The 15,740-nt window shown below is 62.5% G+C and carries 15 protein-coding genes; 4 read left to right on the top strand and 11 right to left on the bottom strand.

The annotated features are described in order from the left end of the window. Positions 1 to 197 precede the first annotated feature (197 nt). Positions 198 to 1,196: an NAD(P)H-quinone oxidoreductase gene (locus AB4072_RS04380; protein ID WP_441965670.1), complete on the bottom strand. Its 999-nt coding sequence runs from the start codon at positions 1,194 to 1,196 to the stop codon at positions 198 to 200. Positions 1,197 to 1,564: 368 nt separating this feature from the next. Between AB4072_RS04380 and AB4072_RS04375 the strand changes: the two genes are divergently transcribed. Then, positions 1,565 to 1,774 carry a DUF1192 domain-containing protein gene (locus AB4072_RS04375; protein ID WP_441965669.1) on the top strand — a complete coding sequence of 70 codons (210 nt, stop codon included), beginning with the start codon at positions 1,565 to 1,567 and terminating at the stop codon, positions 1,772 to 1,774. A 287-nt stretch (positions 1,775 to 2,061) separates the two neighbouring features. Continuing rightward, positions 2,062 to 2,592 carry a protease adaptor protein RcdA gene (rcdA, locus tag AB4072_RS04370; protein WP_441965668.1) on the top strand — a complete coding sequence of 177 codons (531 nt, stop codon included), beginning with the start codon at positions 2,062 to 2,064 and terminating at the stop codon, positions 2,590 to 2,592. 111 nt (positions 2,593 to 2,703) lie between these two features. Here rcdA and rpmE read toward each other — a convergent pair whose 3' ends face one another. Further along, positions 2,704 to 2,946: a 50S ribosomal protein L31 gene (gene rpmE / locus AB4072_RS04365; RefSeq protein WP_441965667.1), complete on the bottom strand. Its 243-nt coding sequence runs from the start codon at positions 2,944 to 2,946 to the stop codon at positions 2,704 to 2,706. A gap of 278 nt (positions 2,947 to 3,224) precedes the next feature. Between rpmE and AB4072_RS04360 the strand changes: the two genes are divergently transcribed. Further along, the gene (locus AB4072_RS04360) at positions 3,225 to 5,015 is read left to right on the top strand and encodes an ABC transporter transmembrane domain-containing protein (RefSeq protein WP_441965666.1); all 1,791 of its coding nucleotides are present in this window, start codon (positions 3,225 to 3,227) and stop codon (positions 5,013 to 5,015) included. Between the two features lie 83 nt (positions 5,016 to 5,098). Beyond that, positions 5,099 to 5,278, top strand: coding sequence for a DUF3606 domain-containing protein (locus AB4072_RS04355; RefSeq protein ID WP_441965665.1), 180 nt, complete (start codon positions 5,099 to 5,101; stop codon positions 5,276 to 5,278). A gap of 27 nt (positions 5,279 to 5,305) precedes the next feature. On the opposite strand, the gene AB4072_RS04350 is transcribed toward AB4072_RS04355, so the two are convergent. From AB4072_RS04350 to tkt, 9 genes are all read right to left on the bottom strand, one after another. Continuing rightward, positions 5,306 to 6,331, bottom strand: a complete 1,026-nt coding sequence (locus AB4072_RS04350; RefSeq protein WP_441965664.1) for a peptidoglycan -binding protein — start codon at positions 6,329 to 6,331, stop codon at positions 5,306 to 5,308. Then, positions 6,331 to 7,293 carry a flagellar motor protein MotA gene (locus AB4072_RS04345; RefSeq protein ID WP_441965663.1) on the bottom strand — a complete coding sequence of 321 codons (963 nt, stop codon included), beginning with the start codon at positions 7,291 to 7,293 and terminating at the stop codon, positions 6,331 to 6,333. The genes AB4072_RS04350 and AB4072_RS04345 overlap by 1 nt, the downstream gene beginning before the upstream one ends. A 219-nt stretch (positions 7,294 to 7,512) precedes the next feature. Then, positions 7,513 to 8,307, bottom strand: a complete 795-nt coding sequence (locus AB4072_RS04340) for an inositol monophosphatase family protein (protein ID WP_441965662.1) — start codon at positions 8,305 to 8,307, stop codon at positions 7,513 to 7,515. Positions 8,308 to 8,462: 155 nt separating this feature from the next. Further along, positions 8,463 to 9,368 (bottom strand): tetratricopeptide repeat protein, encoded by a 906-nt coding sequence (locus tag AB4072_RS04335; RefSeq protein ID WP_441965661.1) that lies wholly within the window; start codon positions 9,366 to 9,368, stop codon positions 8,463 to 8,465. Beyond that, entirely contained in the window at positions 9,365 to 10,015 is a 651-nt protein-coding gene (locus tag AB4072_RS04330) for a thiamine phosphate synthase (protein WP_441965660.1), read from the bottom strand. Before AB4072_RS04330 ends, AB4072_RS04335 begins: the two co-directional genes overlap by 4 nt. Positions 10,016 to 10,366: 351 nt before the next feature. Then, positions 10,367 to 11,455, bottom strand: a complete 1,089-nt coding sequence (gene fba / locus AB4072_RS04325; RefSeq protein ID WP_441965659.1) for a class II fructose-bisphosphate aldolase — start codon at positions 11,453 to 11,455, stop codon at positions 10,367 to 10,369. A 46-nt stretch (positions 11,456 to 11,501) separates the two neighbouring features. Then, the gene (locus AB4072_RS04320) at positions 11,502 to 12,692 is read right to left on the bottom strand and encodes a phosphoglycerate kinase (protein ID WP_441965658.1); all 1,191 of its coding nucleotides are present in this window, start codon (positions 12,690 to 12,692) and stop codon (positions 11,502 to 11,504) included. Between the two features lie 12 nt (positions 12,693 to 12,704). Then, the gene (gap, locus tag AB4072_RS04315; RefSeq protein WP_441965657.1) at positions 12,705 to 13,712 is read right to left on the bottom strand and encodes a type I glyceraldehyde-3-phosphate dehydrogenase; all 1,008 of its coding nucleotides are present in this window, start codon (positions 13,710 to 13,712) and stop codon (positions 12,705 to 12,707) included. 27 nt (positions 13,713 to 13,739) lie between these two features. Beyond that, on the bottom strand, positions 13,740 to 15,740 hold the full coding sequence (gene tkt / locus AB4072_RS04310; protein ID WP_441965656.1) for a transketolase: 2,001 nt from the start codon (positions 15,738 to 15,740) through the stop codon (positions 13,740 to 13,742).

Genomic DNA, 15,740 nt, shown 5'->3' with positions numbered 1-15,740 from the left:
AGCCGGGCGCCATTTTGGGCGCCGCACGGCAAAACTCTCTTGCGCTCCGTCCCGGCCGGGGCCGAAGCATCTCTACTCACGATGTGAGGGAAACAGGTCGAATATAGGGAAACCTGGACGAGGTTGCAAATTTTAAGCGCGATCTTGATCGGAAACTTCCGATTCTCGGCAAAGAGCGGTCGCAGTGCGGCCCTGCCTCAAACCTTCAGCACGATCTTGCCCACATGCGCGCCGCCGTCCATTCGGGCATGGGCCTGGCGCACCTCCTCGAACGGAAAGGTCGAGTCCATGACCGGGCGGCAGCCGCCCTGGCCGAGAAGTGGCCAGACCTTTTCCTCGAGGGAGCGCGCGATGGCGGCCTTTTCCGAGATGGGGCGGGGGCGCAGGGTCGAGCCTGTATGAATTAGGCGCTTGAGCATCAGGCGACGGAAATCGACCTCGACTTTGCTGCCCTGAAGGAACGCGATCTGGACGATGCGCCCGTCCAGGGCGGCCGCCTCGTAATTGCGGGGAATATAGTCTCCCCCGACCATGTCGAGGATCACGTCTGCCCCATGACCCTCGGTCGCGTCCTTGACGGCTTTGACGAAATCCGTCTCGCGGTAATTGATCACCACGTCCGCGCCGAGCCTCGCGCAGGCTTCGCATTTCTCAGCGCTACCGGCTGTTGCGATGACCTTCGCACCGAAGGCTTTGGCGAGCTGGATCGCGGTGGTGCCGATACCCGACGTGCCACCATGGACAAGGAGCGTCTCGCCCGGTTGCAGGCGTCCCCGGTCAAAGACGTTGGACCAGACGGTGAAGTAGGTCTCGGGGATCGCCGCCGCTTCCTCCATGGAGAGCCCGTCCGGGATCGGCAGGGCGTTCGAGGCGTCGGCCACTGCGTATTCCGCGTAACCACCGCCAGGAACGAGCGCCATCACGCGCGCGCCGAGAAAGAAGCGTTTGAGGTTCGGCCCGGCTGCCACCACGACGCCGGAAACCTCGAGTCCGAGAATGTCGGATGCGCCAGGTGGAGGCGGATACCCACCCTGACGCTGGATCACGTCCGGGCGGTTCACTCCGGCCGCCTCGACCCGGATCAGAATTTCGCCCTCCTTCGGCATCGGCACCGGGCGCTCGACAACGGCGAGCACTTCGGGGCCGCCGGCGCCTTCCGCGATCACGCCGCGCATGGTGGTGGGGAGCGTCGTCATGATCGAATCCTATGAAAGCCGGGGTCGGGAGAGCTGATATAGCGCAAAACCACTGGGATTTTATCCGGGGGCTTTGGTGGTGACTCAGTTTGATCCGCGCTCTTCCCTCCCCTCCCCCTTGCGGGGAGGGGTAGGGGTGGGGTTGAAAAGTCAGGGCGTTGCCTGAAGGCTGCTACAGCGCCAGACGTCTGAAAGTTTCACCCGGTCAGACCACCCCCACCCTTCGTCCATCCCCGCAAGGGGGAGGGAAAGCCTGTGCCTTATCCTCATCAAACTGAGTCACGACCCCGAGCTTTGGTGCCTTTGGTCGCCGTTGGCAAGTGATCCATCCCGCATTAACCTTTAAGGCCGTTCAGGAGGAGGACGCCATGGTTTTCGATCCCTTCGCCGATGAGCCCCGTCAGAAAAAGGCCGGCGGCTTCGAGCTCGGCCAGGACTTGTCGATGCTGTCGTTGGAAGAGCTCGACGAACGGGTGGCCGCGCTTGAGCAGGAGATCCGGCGGTTGAAGGATGCGCGATCCGGCAAGGAAAAATCCCGCGATGCTGCCAGCGCTTTTTTCAAACTCGGCTCGACCTGATCGCTGCTGTCTAGCACATTGAATTCTTCGTTAACGGAATCTTAAGTTTTGCAATCGATAGTTGTTTCATCCAGTTGTGCTGGATGTCGAGTGGCTTCCATCCACTCTGTTTTGACGCTCCCTGTTATCACTTCGAGCCACCGTCAGGTGGCTCTATTTTTGAAAGCGCCTGTCCGGTTTAACCTTAAAAAAGGGTTACCGAAGCGCGCGCCGAAAACCGCTCTATAGTGCCGCTCCATATCAGCCCGCCCGGTGAAGGCGGGGCAAGACCATCGTGGAGACAGACGTTGAGCGACCTCGACGTGATCAAGCTCGAAACCGACCCGGTTCCGTTCGGCCGGTCCTTTGTCCAGTCGGAGGCATTCAAAGCCCTGTTCCAGGAGGGGATGGAGCTTGTCGAGGAAGCGGCGGCTTATCTCGATGGACCGGGCAGAGAGGAATCCCGCTATCTGCAGCGGCAGGTGACGGTGGCCTATGCCAGCGAGAGCATGCGGCTGACCACGCGGCTGATGCAGATCGCGTCCTGGCTGCTCGTTCAGCGCGCGGTCGGCGAGGGAGAAATTTCTCCCGATCAGGCGCAACTGGAGAAGAACCGCGTCCGGCTGGCGTCTCAGGCTTCCGTGGCTTCAATCGAAGAATACGAGGCTTTGCCGCGCCGTCTCAAGAATCTGATCGGCCTTGCGACGAGGCTCCATGCACGCATCATGCATCTGGAGCAGTTGATCTCCGAATCCGAGACCAAGGTCGCAGCTCCTATGGAAAATCCAGTTGCGGCACAGCAGCGCTTGTTGCGGCAGGCCTTCACTTTGCAAGAGTAAAACCGGGCCGAGATGGGTGTAGGCACGCCCATGCGTCTCGTGCTCAAGCTCAGACCAACAAAAAGCCCCGCAGAAGCGGGGCTTTTCGATTCCGGAATGTGGAAGCGAAGCTTACTTCGCGCCGCCGATGCCCAGATTGCCGAACTTCGAGTTGAAGCGCGACAGACGGCCGCCGCGGTCGAGCAGCTGCTGCTGGCCGCCGGTCCAAGCCGGGTGGGTGTTCGGGTCGATGTCGAGGTTGAGGGTGTCACCCTCCTTGCCGTAGGTCGACCGGGTGGTGAACTCGGTGCCGTTGGTCAAGACCACCTTGATGAAGTGGTAATCGGGATGTTCGAGTTCGCTATTGCGCGCCATTGCCATATCCTCTCGCGGCCTGCCGATACGGCGGCTCGCAGTCTTTGATCGAACGTGATCCTTGAATAACGCGCGCCTATACCGCACTTGGAACCTTGAAACAAGCCGGGTCGAAGGTGCTAGAGCATGATCAGAACAAGTGGAAACCCGGTTGTTCGCCCGGATCATGCGGAATCTAAAGAAACAAGAGCATGATCAAGGGAAGTTGATGCCGGTTGGCTGGCAAGTTCGTGCGACATAAGACGACAGGCGTCATAAAGTTCAAGATTCGAGATTAGATGGCCGATCAGCAAACCGGACCCCGTGCCAAAGCGCCCTTGAGCGCGCTGAAACCCCTGATTCCTTTCGCCTTGGCCTATAAGGGCCGGATCGTCGTCGCTCTTGTGGCGCTCACGGTCGCTTCGGGCGCGACACTGGTCGTGCCTGTGGCCATGCGCCGGGTGATCGATCTTTTCTCGACTCCGGACCGGGGGCTGATCAATGCCTATTTCGGCATGCTGCTCGCGGTTGTCGGGGTTCTCGCGGTCGCGAGCGCGCTTCGTTATTACAGCGTCATCACGCTGGGCGAGCGGGTCGTCGCTGATTTGCGCGCCGCCGTATTCCGCCACCTGACCAACCTCGATCCGGCCTTTTTCGATCGGTCGAAGAGCGGGGAGCTGGTCTCCCGGCTCACCGCCGACACCACGCAGGTCAAGGCTGCCTTCGGCGTCAGCATCTCGATTGCGCTTCGCAACGTGTTCCTTTTCGTCGGCGCAGCCGCCCAGATGGTTCTGACGAGCCCGAAGCTTTCGGCCCTCGTGCTCTTCGCCATCCCGGTCATCGTTCTGCCGCTCATCACCTCCGGCCGCGCCGTCCGCCGTCGCTCGCGCGCCGCGCAGGATCGCCTCGCCGACGCCTCGGCTTACGCAGCCGAGGCGGTCGGGGCGGTTCGTACCATGCAGGCTTTCGGGATGGAGGGCGCGACGGCCGCCCGTTTTACCGAGGCGGCGGAGGAGGCCTTCGAGGCGGCGCGCCTGTCGACCGCGATGCGGGCCTATCTCACGGGCGCGGGCATCTTTCTCGTCTCGGCGAGTGTCGTCGGGGTACTCTGGTACGGGGCGCAGGATGTGCTTGCGGGCACGATGACGGCGGGAACGCTGGCGCAATTTCTGCTCTACGCGGTTTTCGTGGCGAGTTCGCTCGGCCAGATCTCGGAGGTCTACGGCGAATTGGCGCAGGCCGCCGGCGCTGCGGAGCGCCTGGGCGAAATTCTGGCGGCAGAGCCCGCCATCGCGGCACCCGCTCACCCGAAACCGCTGCCAGAACCGCCGCTAGGCACCATTGCGTTCGACAATGTGCACTTCGCCTATCCGACCCGGCCAGAGCACGCGGCCCTTGCCAATCTCAACTTGACGGTTGCCTCGGGTGAGCGAGTTGCGCTCGTCGGGTCTTCGGGAGCCGGCAAGAGTACGATCTTTCAGTTGCTCCTGCGCTTTTACGATCCGCGTGAAGGCCGTGTGCTGGTGGATGGAGTGTCGGTCTCGGAGGTCGACCCCGCCGGCTTGCGTCATCTCATGGCGCTGGTGCCGCAGGAGCCGACGATTTTCGCGACGAGCGTTCTGGACAACATCCGCTATGGCCGCCCCGAGGCCACGGACGAGGAAGTACACCATGCAGCGGCTCTCGCTTCCGCTGATGGGTTCATCAGGGCGATGTCTCAAGGTTATGACACGGTCATCGGAGAACGGGGCGTCACGCTTTCCGGCGGCCAACGCCAGCGCATCGCCATTGCCCGCGCGATCCTGAAAGACGCGCCGATCCTGCTTCTCGACGAGGCGACATCGGCGCTCGATGCGGAAAGCGAGCGCAAGGTGCAGGTGGCCTTCGACCGCCTGATGGAGGGCCGCACGACCCTCGTCATCGCCCATCGTCTGGCGACGATCCGATCCGCCGACCGCATTCTGGTGATGGATCAGGGGCGGATCGTGGAAGAGGGGACGCACGACACCCTCTTTGCCAAGGGCGGCCTCTATGCCCGTCTGGCACGCCTGCAATTCACCGACGCGGATGGGCGCGTCGCGGCGGAATAGAGATTTAAGGGTCTTGCGGCCCAGCTTGCCAATAGACATCTAATGGTTGCATCAATCGCGATATGCAATCAATAGGATGTTACATGGACAATCTCAAAATTCGACAGCCGCAAGATCCGAAAAAGGTCAACATTCACGAAGAATGGGAAGTCAAACACTGGACCGCGAAGTGGAATGTGACGCGCGAACAACTCGTCGATGCTGTGAAGCGCGTGGGCGTAAATACCGTCGATGTCGCGCGCTATTTGGGCAAGCCGTTATAGAGCGCCTTTGAGTTGGACTGACGGGACTCAGCGTTCCGTCAGCTTCAGCTCGATGCGGCGGTTTCTGGCATAGGCTTCGTCCGTCGTGGCGAGATCGATGGGCTGGAATTCGCCGAAACCTGCCGCGACGAGATGCTGGGGCGACACGCCGCGCGACACGAAGGCCTGAACCACGGCGATGGCGCGTGCGGATGAGAGCGCCCAGTTCGAGGGGAATTGCGGAGTCGCGATGGGGCGTGCGTCGGTGTGGCCGTCCACGCGAATAACCCAGGGAATATCCGGCGGGATTTGCTTTTCCAATTCCACGAGGGCGGCGGCGATGCGGTCGATCTCGCCGCTGGCTTCCGGTCGCAAAGTGGCCTGGCCGACCGGAAAAAGCACCTCCGATTGAAACACGAAACGGTCGCCGACGATGCGGACGTCCTGCCGATTGCCGAGGATCTGGCGCAAGCGACCGAAGAAATCCGAACGGAACCGGGCGAGTTCCTGCACTCGCTGCGCCAGTGCGATATTCAGCCGGCTGCCGAGGTCGGCGACACGGGCCTGGCTGTCCTTGTCGCGCGCCTCGGAGGCGGCGAGCGCCTCTTCCAGGGCTGCGAGTTGGCGCCGCATGGCGGCGATCTGCTGGTTCAGGAGTTCGACCTGGCTCAGCGCCCGCCCCTTTTCCTGACGTTCGGCTTCGACCGTCTTATTCAGTTCGTCCGCGCGTCCCTGCGCGACGGTTCCGTTGTCGATCACGCCTTGCAAGCGCGTACGCTCGGCTTCCGTCTGGCGCAGGGTCGATTGCAGGCTATTGAGATTTTCCTCGGTACTGCGGCGGTTGGAGCGCTCGAGCGCCAGAAGGTCGGTGAGGTCGGAGATCTGGCGATTCAACCGATCGAGAACCGTATCGCGGCTCGACAATTCCCGGCTGAGAAAGAATTGCCCGAGCATGAAGATCGAGATCAGGAAGACAATGGACAAAAGCAGCGTGGACAGGGCGTCCACGAAGCCCGGCCAATAGTTGATCTCGCTATGGCGGCCCCGACGCCGTCCGCCGCTGCTCGCCGCCATCAGGGCAGCCTTTCACGGGTCAGGCGGTCGAGAATCTGCTTCAGATCCTTCTCACGCCCGGCTTGAGCCTCGACCCAATCGCGGATCATCTGTTGCTCGGCGCGCATATGCTGAACGAGGCCCTGCACGCCCTCGGCGAGGTTCGCCATGGCCTGAGTCGAAGCCCGCCCGCCCGCGCCGTCATTGACGGCGGCGGTGAGGCGATTGAGCGCGACCGTCAGATCCTGGTTCGAATGGGGACGGCCCGTCTGCTCGAGCCCGGTATCCATGGTTGAGGCGGCAAGCCAATCCTCGAGTTCCGTATAGAACCGGTTCTGCGCCTGCCCAGCCTGAAGATCGAGGAAACCGAGAACGAGGGACCCGGCAAGACCGAAGAGAGAGGCCGAGAAGGAGAGGCCCATGCCCTGCAACGGCCCGGCGAGGGAGGTCTTCAATTCGTCGAAGAGAACCGTCGCATCCTGGCCGGTTTTCAGCGAGCCGATGATCTGCCCGACTGAGCCGACGGTCTCAATCAGGCCCCAGAAGGTACCGAGCAGACCGAGGAAAATCAGGAGACCGGCGAGATAGCGCACGATCTCGCGGCTCTCATCGAGACGCGCGCCGATGGAATCCAGAAGCGATCGGGTGGCCGTGACGGAGAGAAGCGAACGGATCGTGCGATTGTTGATGAGCGCCGCCATGGGCGCGAGCAGCGTCGGCGATTCCGGCAGCGCAAGGCCGTCTTCGGCCCGACTCAAGGTATTGACCCAACGCACTTCCGGAAAAAGCCGCCAGACCTGCCGGATGGCGAGCACGATGCCGATCAACATCACACTCACGATCACGGCATTCAGGCCCGGATTGGCGAGAAAGGCCGTCCAGATCTGCTTGTAGAGAATGAAGGCGATGAACCCCGCAAGGATCAGGAAAACCGCCATGCGGATCAGATAGATGCGTGGCGGCGTAAGGGGTTGAGATTCCATCTCCAGCGCACTCGTTCTCTTGTCGGAGCCGAAACACGGTGACCGTCGTCAACGCGTTCGCTCTTTGCTTGGTTTTAACGCGGTCCGTCTGAAAACCGAATGACGGTTTTCGAGATCGCGCTCAAACGGGCTGGATATAATGTGACCGCGCCCTGGCGGCGGATCAAGCCGTGGCCGCGTCTTTGAGAGTGGCCACGAACAGGAATCGTACGCGAAGGTTCAGGCTTTGGCCTTTTTCAGAAGCTTGAGCAATTCGCGATGCAGGGTCTCGTTTCCGCAGGCGATGGTGCCTTTGGCGATGGGGTCGCTGCCGCCATCCGCATCCGAGTAGAAGCCGCCGGCCTCGCGCAGGATCACCATGCCAGCGGCGATATCCCAGGAATTCAGGCCGCGCTCCCAAAAGATGTCGAGGCGACCGCAGGCCACATAAGCGAGATCGAGCGCTGCCGCGCCCCAGCGGCGTGAGCCGCCCGCATGGGCCATGACGCTCGCGGCCTCGCGCAGGAAGAGGGCGTGATCACCCTTGCCGATATGCGGCAGGCCACAACCCACCACCGCGTCCTCCATGGCCGAGCGGGCGGCGACGCGGATGCGGCGGTTGTTGAGGAACGCACCCTTGCCCTTCTCGGCGATGAACAACTCGTCCTTGGCCGGGTCGTAGATGATGCCGGCGACCATCTGCCCATCACGCTCCAGGCCGACCGAGATGGCGAAATGGGGCAGGCCGTGGAGGAAATTCGTGGTGCCGTCGAGGGGATCGATATGCCAGCGATGGCTGGTGTCCGTACCTTCGACGATTCCGCTCTCCTCCATCACGAAGCCGTAGCCGGGACGAGCCTTCTCGAGCGCATCGCGCAAAATGCTCTCCGCTTTCTTGTCCGCCGCCGAGACGAAATCGCCGGGGCCCTTTCGGGAGACCTGCAGGTTTTCGACCTCGCCGAAATCGCGCTTGAGGGAGCGGGATGCCTTCATCACGGCATCGGTCATCACGGTCATCAAGGGCGAACGGATCATCGGGCGGTCCTAAAAATTGGCGAAGAGAAAGAGCTTTTTGCGTGATGACCACGCGGGGCCGGGGACGTCAAGCCGAACCTTGTCGTCGGAACTTTGGACCTTGATTCCGCATGATCCGGGCGAACAACCGGTTTCCACTTGTTCTGATCACGCTCCTAGAACATGTTCGACCGTTCCGCCGCCAGCTTTTGGGCTTTCGCGCGATCCTCCGGCGAGAGGTCCTTGAGCGCGTTGTCGAGCCAGGAATCGGACAGGCCCTGTGCGGCGGCCAGGAGATGCCACGCGGCGGCATCGATCTTGTTGGCCTGAACGCCGCGTCCGGCGACGAGAAGGCGGGCCAGCCGGTTCTGCGCAATGGCGTTGCCCCGCGAGGCCGCACGGCGAAACAGCTTCGCGCCCTGGGCCTCATCCGCCTTCACCCCGTCGCCGTTGAAGAGAAGGATCGCGTATTCGACCTCGCCCGCGAGGCTTCCGTTCTTGGCGGCACGCTCGAACAGCCGCGCGGCCTCGGAACTGTTTTTCTCGACGCCCTTGCCGGAGAGGTAGAGGACGCCGAGCGCGTGCTGCGCGTCTCCGATCTCGGCGGACGTCGCCGTCTGCAGATAGGCGATGGCGCGTTTCAGATCGGTGTTATCCCCGGTCGACATGTAGAGCAGGCCCAGATTGTAGGAGGCCCTGGGTTCGCCCTTGGCGGCCGCCTGTTCCAGCCAGGCTTTACCTTGTGTCGGATTTTTCTGCATGCCCCGGCCTTCCAGCGCCATGAGGCCGAGGGTCGAGAGGGCGTTTTGGTCGCCCTGTTTCGCGGCAAGCGTATACCACTCGGCGGCTTTCACCGGGTTCATCGGTACGCCGAGACCCTGATTGAAGAGTTCGCCGATCAGGGTCATGGCCGGAGCGTCGGTGCGGTTCTTCTCCAGACGCGCCGTCGCCTCCCGCATCGCTTTGAGGTAAAGCCCCGCCTGGTAGGCTGCATACGCGTTGTCGGGGGCCGGCGCTGCCTTGGCGGCGAGCGTCGAGCCGACGATCAGGGCCGCAACGAGAGCGAGACGCCCGATCCTCACGGCGCCGTCTCCTGCGCGACAAGAATGGCAAACGCCGCTTCTACAGCCTTCGCCGGTCCTTCCGGGTGGTTCCACACCGCGTCGCCGAGGGCGATGAATTCGGCATTCGTTGCGGCCAATGGCGCGACATCTTCCAGTCGCGGCGCATAGACGACGCAAGGCGTCTCGAAGATTTCCGCCCACCAGGCGGCGCGCTCGATCACGCTTTCGATCGTTGGCAACGAGCCATCGGCGCGGGGCTCTCCAAACATCAGATAATCGGCCCCACTCTCGCCAAAGGCCATGGCGTCATCCCGCGAGCGGATGGCTCCGACGCCCAGCGAACGTTCGCTCTTGAGCTGGTCGCGCAAATCCTTCGCGAGGGCGAGTTTACCGGAGATGTGCACCCCATCGGCCCCGCCGCGCGCGGCGACGGTCGCAAGATCCGCCTCGCCTTCGACGGACACCATCACCGCCGCGCCCTTGTCCTGAGCCACGGGGGCGAGGGCCTTCATCCGGTTGATGAGCGTGCGCTCGTCAGCGGCGGCAAGGCGCAGCAGAACGGCCGCCACTTTCCCGCCAGCGCAGGCTTCGCCCAGGCGTGGCGCGAAGGATTCGTCATCGAGAACGGGGGTGATCAGATAAAGGCGGGCGGCGGAATCAGTCATGGTTCACGAAGGTGAGAGGGTTAAGGACAGGGTGTTTCATTATGTCTTTCTAAGATGTGATGAAACTCCCGGTGAGTGCCGCATGATTCCGGTCGCCCCACCGTCATTCCGGGGCCGCGCTAGCGGAGCTCGGAACCCATAACCACTACCGCCTCAAAATCGAAAGCAGCGCGCGCCGCCTTTCGGAAACGATAGCGGTTATGGGTTCCGGGCTCACCTGCGGCGCCCCGGAATGACGACGGGATAGCATAATCTAGCTTTCAAATAATCTTCCTTCTCCCGCATAACGAAAACGGGGCCGTCTTGCGAGGCCCCGTTTCTCGATGATGATTAAGGCAAAAGCCTGATCGCTTACTCGGCTGCCTTGCGGGCCGAGCCGAATTTGGGATCTAGCTCGCCGGAGGCGTAGCGCTTGGCCATCTCCGCGGTGGTGAACACGCGCTTGATCTTCGAGGCCTGGCCGGCGGTGTTGAACTCCTCGAGACGCAGCTTGCAGAGCTTCGCCATCGCTTCCATGGCGGGCTTCAGATACTTGCGCGGATCGAATTCGCCCGGGTTCTCGGTCAGGATCTTACGGATCTGGCCGGTCATCGCCATGCGGTTGTCGGTGTCGATATTGATCTTGCGCACGCCGTGCTTGATGCCGCGCTGGATCTCTTCCACCGGCACACCCCAGGTCTGAGGCATCTTGCCGCCATGCTGGTTGATGATGTCTTGCAGGTCCTGCGGAACCGAGGACGAGCCGTGCATCACGAGGTGCGTATTAGGCAACTTGGCGTGGATCTCTTCGATGATGTTCATCGCGAGGATCGCGCCGTCCGGCTTGCGAGTGAACTTGTACGCGCCATGCGAGGTGCCCATGGCGATGGCGAGAGCGTCGACCTTGGTTTCGGCCACGAACTTCACGGCTTCGTCGGGATTGGTGAGCAACTGATCGTGGCTGAGTTTTCCTTCAGCCCCGTGGCCGTCTTCGGCCTCGCCCATGCCGCTCTCGAGCGAACCCAGCACGCCGAGTTCGCCTTCCACCGAAATGCCGCCGAGATGAGCCATCTCGGTGACCTTCCTGGTGACGCCCACATTGTAGTCCCAGTCGCCCGGCGTCTTGCCGTCCGCTTTCAGCGAGCCGTCCATCATGACGGAGGTGAAACCGGCCTGGATCGCCGTCATGCAGGTGGCGGGTGCGTTGCCGTGGTCGAGATGAACGCAGACCGGGATATGCGGATAGATCTCGGTGATAGCGTCCATCATGTGCTTGAGCATGATGTCGTTGGCGTAGGAACGCGCGCCGCGGCTCGCCTGGATGATCACCGGCGCATCGACGGCGTTGGCCGCCTCCATGATGGCGAGCGCCTGCTCCATGTTGTTGATGTTGAAGGCCGGGACGCCGTAGCCCTGTTCGGCGGCGTGATCGAGAAGCTGTCTGAGGGTGATACGAGCCATAATGTTCCTCCTGATCGTTCTTTATCCGCCGAAGCTGAACTGGACCTTAAACCCGCAAGGCTTCCACGCCCGGAAGCGCCTTGCCTTCGAGCCATTCGAGGAACGCGCCGCCTGCCGTCGAAACGTAAGAGAAGTCGTCGGCCACACCCGCATGATTGAGCGCCGCGACCGTATCGCCGCCGCCGGCGACAGACACCAGCTTGCCGGCCTTGGTGCGCTGCGCCGCATGCCGGGCCGCCGCGACCGTGCCTTGATCGAAGGGCGCGATTTCGAACGCGCCGAGCGGGCCGTTCCACACCAGCGTTTTGGCGTCGTTGATGGCGGCATTGATGCGCTCGACGGATTGCGAACCCACATCGAGGATCATTTGATCGTCAGGGATCGCATCGATGCCGTAGGTATGGTTTTCGGCATGAGCCTTGAACTCTTTCGCGCACACGCCGTCGACGGGGAGAATGATCGCGCAATTGGCCTCGCGCGCTTTCTCGATGATGCGAAGCGCCGTCGCCGCCAAATCTTTCTCCGCCAGTGACTTGCCGACATTGAGGCCGGACGCGTGGATGAAAGTGTTGGCCATGCCGCCGCCGATGACGAGCGCATCGACCTTGGCGACGAGGTTCTCAAGCAAATCGATCTTCGATGAAACCTTCGCTCCGCCGACAATCGCGACCAGTGGACGGGCTGGGGCTTCGAGACCTTTGGTGAGCGCGTCAAGTTCCGCCTGCATCGTGCGGCCCGCATAAGCGGGAAGCACGCGGGCAAGGCCCTCGGTCGAGGCATGGGCACGGTGCGCCGCCGAGAAAGCGTCGTTCACATAGATGTCGCCGAGCTTTGCGAGCTCAGTGACGAAGTCCTTGTCGTTCTTCTCTTCGCCCGCGTGAAAGCGGGTGTTTTCGAGAAGCAGGATGTCTTCGCTCCGCAACGCGGCGACGGCCCTTTGAGCCACCTCGCCGATGCAATCATCGGCGAAGGAGACGTGTCTGGCGAGGTGCTTGGAGAGCGCTTCCGCGACCGGCTTCAAGGATTCCTTCGGATCGCGGCCCTTAGGGCGTCCGAAATGGGCGAGAAGGATAACCTTCCCGCCCTTGTCGGCGATTTCCTGGATGGTGGGGAGGACGCGCTCGATGCGCGTCGCGTCCGTCACCTTGCCGTTATCCATGGGGACATTGAGGTCCACACGGACGAGAACGCGCTTACCCTTAACGTCAGCTTGATCGAGCGTGCGGAAGGCGGTCATCGAAAGCTTTCCTTAGATCAGCTTCGCCATGGCGACAGCGGTGTCGGCCATACGGTTCGAGAAACCCCACTCGTTGTCGTACCAGGACATGACGCGCACGAAGTTGCCGTCCATCACCTTGGTCTGGTCGAGGTGGAAGGTAGACGAGGCCGGATCGTGGTTGAAGTCGATGGAGACGTTCGGCTGGTCGGTGACGGCGAGAACGCCCTTCAGCTCTTGGGCAGCCGCGCGCTTGATGGCTTCGTTGATCTCAGCGACCGTCGTCGGCTTCTTGGCGATGAACTTGAAGTCGATCACCGACACGTTCGGGGTCGGCACGCGGATCGAAACGCCGTCGAGTTTGCCGTTCAGTTCCGGCAGAACGAGTCCGACAGCCTTCGCAGCGCCAGTCGAAGTCGGGATCATGGACAAAGCCGCCGCGCGGGCGCGGTAGAGGTCCTTGTGCATCTGATCGAGCGACGGCTGATCGTTGGTGTAGGAGTGGATCGTCGTCATGAAGCCCTTTTCGATGCCGACCGCGTCGTTCAGCACCTTCGCGACGGGCGCGAGGCAGTTCGTGGTGCACGAGGCATTCGAGATGACGACGTGATCCTTCGTCAGCTTGTCGTGATTGACGCCGTAGACGACCGTCAGATCGGCGCCATCGGCGGGAGCCGAGACGATGACGCGCTTGGCGCCGGCGGTCAGATGTGCTGCAGCCTTTTCACGCGAGGTGAAGATGCCGGTGCATTCGAGCGCGATATCGACGCCGAGCTCCTTGTGCGGGAGGGTCGCCGGATCCTTGACCGCGGTCACCTTGATCCTCTCACCGTTGATGACGATGAAGTCGCCCTCGACTTTCACTTCCGCCGGGAAGCGGCCGTGAACCGAGTCGAAGCGCAGCAGATGGGCATTCGTCTCTACGGGGCCGAGATCGTTGATGGCGACGACCTGAATGTCCTTCCGGCCGCTTTCCACGATGGCGCGCAGGATGTTGCGTCCGATCCGTCCAAACCCGTTGATGGCGACCTTCACAGTCATAGTCGGTGCTCCCTTGAAACTAGGCGATTAAAGATTGTGGGTTCTCAGGATCTTCTCGGCGACAGCTTCGGCCGTAATGCCGAAGTGCTTGTAGAGATCCTTATAGGGCGCGCTTGCGCCAAAGCTGCTCATGCCGACGAAAATGCCGTCCGAGCCGATGACCGCATCCCACCCGAAACGAACAGCGGCCTCGACCGCGACCTTGATCTTGGCATCGCCAATGACCTTGGCGCGCACCTTCTCCGGTTGGGCGAGAAACAGTTCGAGCGAAGGTACCGAAACGACGCGGGCGGGAAAGCCCTGCTCGGCCAGGATCTTCTGAGCGGCGAGGGCGATCTCGACCTCGCTGCCCGAGGCGAAGATGGTGGCCTGGGCCTTGCCCTCGGCGGGCGACAATTCGTAAGCGCCGGGCGCCGAGAAATTGCCGACGGCTTCCTTGCGAACCTGCGGCAGGTTCTGGCGTGTGAGCGCGAGAAGCGTCGGGCCGTCCGTGCGCTCAAGCGCCAACTGCCAGCACTCGGCGGTCTCGACCGCGTCGGCTGGGCGGAACACGCGCATGTTCGGCATGGAACGAAGCGAGGCCAGTTGCTCCACCGGCTGGTGGGTCGGCCCGTCTTCGCCAAGGCCGATCGAGTCGTGCGTCATGACGTAGACGGCCGGCACACCCGCGAGAGCCGCGATGCGCATGGCGGGCCGTGCATAATCGGCAAAGACCAGGAAGGTCGCGCCTGCCGGGATGAGGCCGCCATGAAGCGCGATGCCGTTCATGGCGGCCGCCATGCCGTGTTCACGGATACCGTAATGGATATAGCGTCCGGCGTACTGGCCGGGCGAAATGGCGGTCAGATTCTTGGTCTTGGTGTTGTTCGACGGCGTCAGGTCCGCTGAGCCGAGAACCAGTTCCGGCACGGCCTCAGTGATCACTTCGAGTGCGATCTCGCTGGCCTTACGGGTCGCGACGTTCTGCGGCTCGGCGAAGAGGCGCTTCTTGAGACCGGTTACGGCCTCGTCGAGGCCCTTGGGGCGCACGCCCTTGATGCGGCGCTCGAACTCTGCACGGTTCTCGGCCGGGAGAGCCTTCAGACGCTCTTTCCAGGCGCGGCTGTGACGGCGGCCCTTCTTGCCGGCCTTGGCCCAGGCGGCCTTGATGGCTTCCGGAATCTCGAAGGGGGCATGGGTCCAGCCGAGCGCGGCCTTCGCACCCGTGAGTTCCTCGGCGCCGAGCGGCTCACCGTGGGCCTTGGAAGTGCCGGCCCGCTTCGGTGCCCCGAAGCCGATGACGGTCTTGCACGCGATGAGCGTCGGCTTGTCCGACTTCTGGGCGCGGGCGATGGCGCGGCCAATGGCTTTCGGATCGTGACCGTCGACGCGAACGGCTTGCCAACCTGCGGCCTGGAAGCGCTTCACCTGATCGACCGAATCGGTAATCGAGAGCGGACCGTCGATGGAAATGCCGTTATCGTCGAAGAGAACGATGAGGCGGTTGAGCTTCAGATGACCCGCGAGTGCGATGGCTTCCTGGCTAATGCCTTCCATCAGGTCGCCGTCGGAGGCGAGCACGTAGGTGCGGTGATCGACGAGGTTGTCGCCGTATTGGGCGTTCAGCATCCGCTCGGCGAGCGCCATGCCCACAGCGGTGGCGATGCCCTGGCCGAGCGGGCCGGTGGTCGTCTCGACGCCGGGGGTCATGAAGTTTTCCGGGTGACCCGGTGTCTTCGAGTCGAGTTGGCGGAAACGCTTCAACTCGTCGATGGTCATGCCCTTCACGCCCGTGAGATGCAGAAGTGCGTAAAGCAGCATCGAGCCGTGGCCGGCGGAGAGCACGAAACGGTCGCGATCCGGCCAGGTCGGGTCGGTGGCGTCGTATTTCAGGAATTTCGTAAACAGCACCGTGGCGATATCGGCGGCGCCCATCGGCAGGCCGGGATGGCCCGATTTGGCTTGCTCCACAGCGTCCATCGCAAGGACACGCACAGCGTTCGCCAGATCGGAGTGGGTGACGCGATCGGCGGGGACGGTGTCTGGCAC

The sequence above is a fragment of the Microvirga sp. 2MCAF38 genome (genome assembly GCF_052115485.1).
In the GTDB taxonomy this organism is placed as follows: Bacteria; Pseudomonadota; Alphaproteobacteria; order Rhizobiales; family Beijerinckiaceae; genus Microvirga.
This window is presented reverse-complemented; position numbering and strand designations above follow the sequence as displayed.

Excerpts from the sequence above, each read along its gene's own strand:
- AB4072_RS04320 (WP_441965658.1), bottom strand. The coding sequence starts at position 12,692 with ATGACCGCCTTCCGCACGCTCGATCAAGCTGACGTTAAGGGTAAGCGC.
- AB4072_RS04380 (WP_441965670.1), bottom strand. The coding sequence starts at position 1,196 with ATGACGACGCTCCCCACCACCATGCGCGGCGTGATCGCGGAAGGCGCC.
- fba (WP_441965659.1), bottom strand. The coding sequence starts at position 11,455 with ATGGCTCGTATCACCCTCAGACAGCTTCTCGATCACGCCGCCGAACAG.
- AB4072_RS04330 (WP_441965660.1), bottom strand. The coding sequence starts at position 10,015 with ATGACTGATTCCGCCGCCCGCCTTTATCTGATCACCCCCGTTCTCGAT.
- rpmE (WP_441965667.1), bottom strand. The coding sequence starts at position 2,946 with ATGGCGCGCAATAGCGAACTCGAACATCCCGATTACCACTTCATCAAG.
- AB4072_RS04355 (WP_441965665.1), top strand. The coding sequence starts at position 5,099 with ATGGACAATCTCAAAATTCGACAGCCGCAAGATCCGAAAAAGGTCAAC.
- AB4072_RS04345 (WP_441965663.1), bottom strand. The coding sequence starts at position 7,293 with ATGGAATCTCAACCCCTTACGCCGCCACGCATCTATCTGATCCGCATG.
- AB4072_RS04350 (WP_441965664.1), bottom strand. The coding sequence starts at position 6,331 with ATGGCGGCGAGCAGCGGCGGACGGCGTCGGGGCCGCCATAGCGAGATC.
- AB4072_RS04375 (WP_441965669.1), top strand. The coding sequence starts at position 1,565 with ATGGTTTTCGATCCCTTCGCCGATGAGCCCCGTCAGAAAAAGGCCGGC.
- AB4072_RS04360 (WP_441965666.1), top strand. The coding sequence starts at position 3,225 with ATGGCCGATCAGCAAACCGGACCCCGTGCCAAAGCGCCCTTGAGCGCG.
- AB4072_RS04340 (WP_441965662.1), bottom strand. The coding sequence starts at position 8,307 with ATGATCCGTTCGCCCTTGATGACCGTGATGACCGATGCCGTGATGAAG.
- gap (WP_441965657.1), bottom strand. The coding sequence starts at position 13,712 with ATGACTGTGAAGGTCGCCATCAACGGGTTTGGACGGATCGGACGCAAC.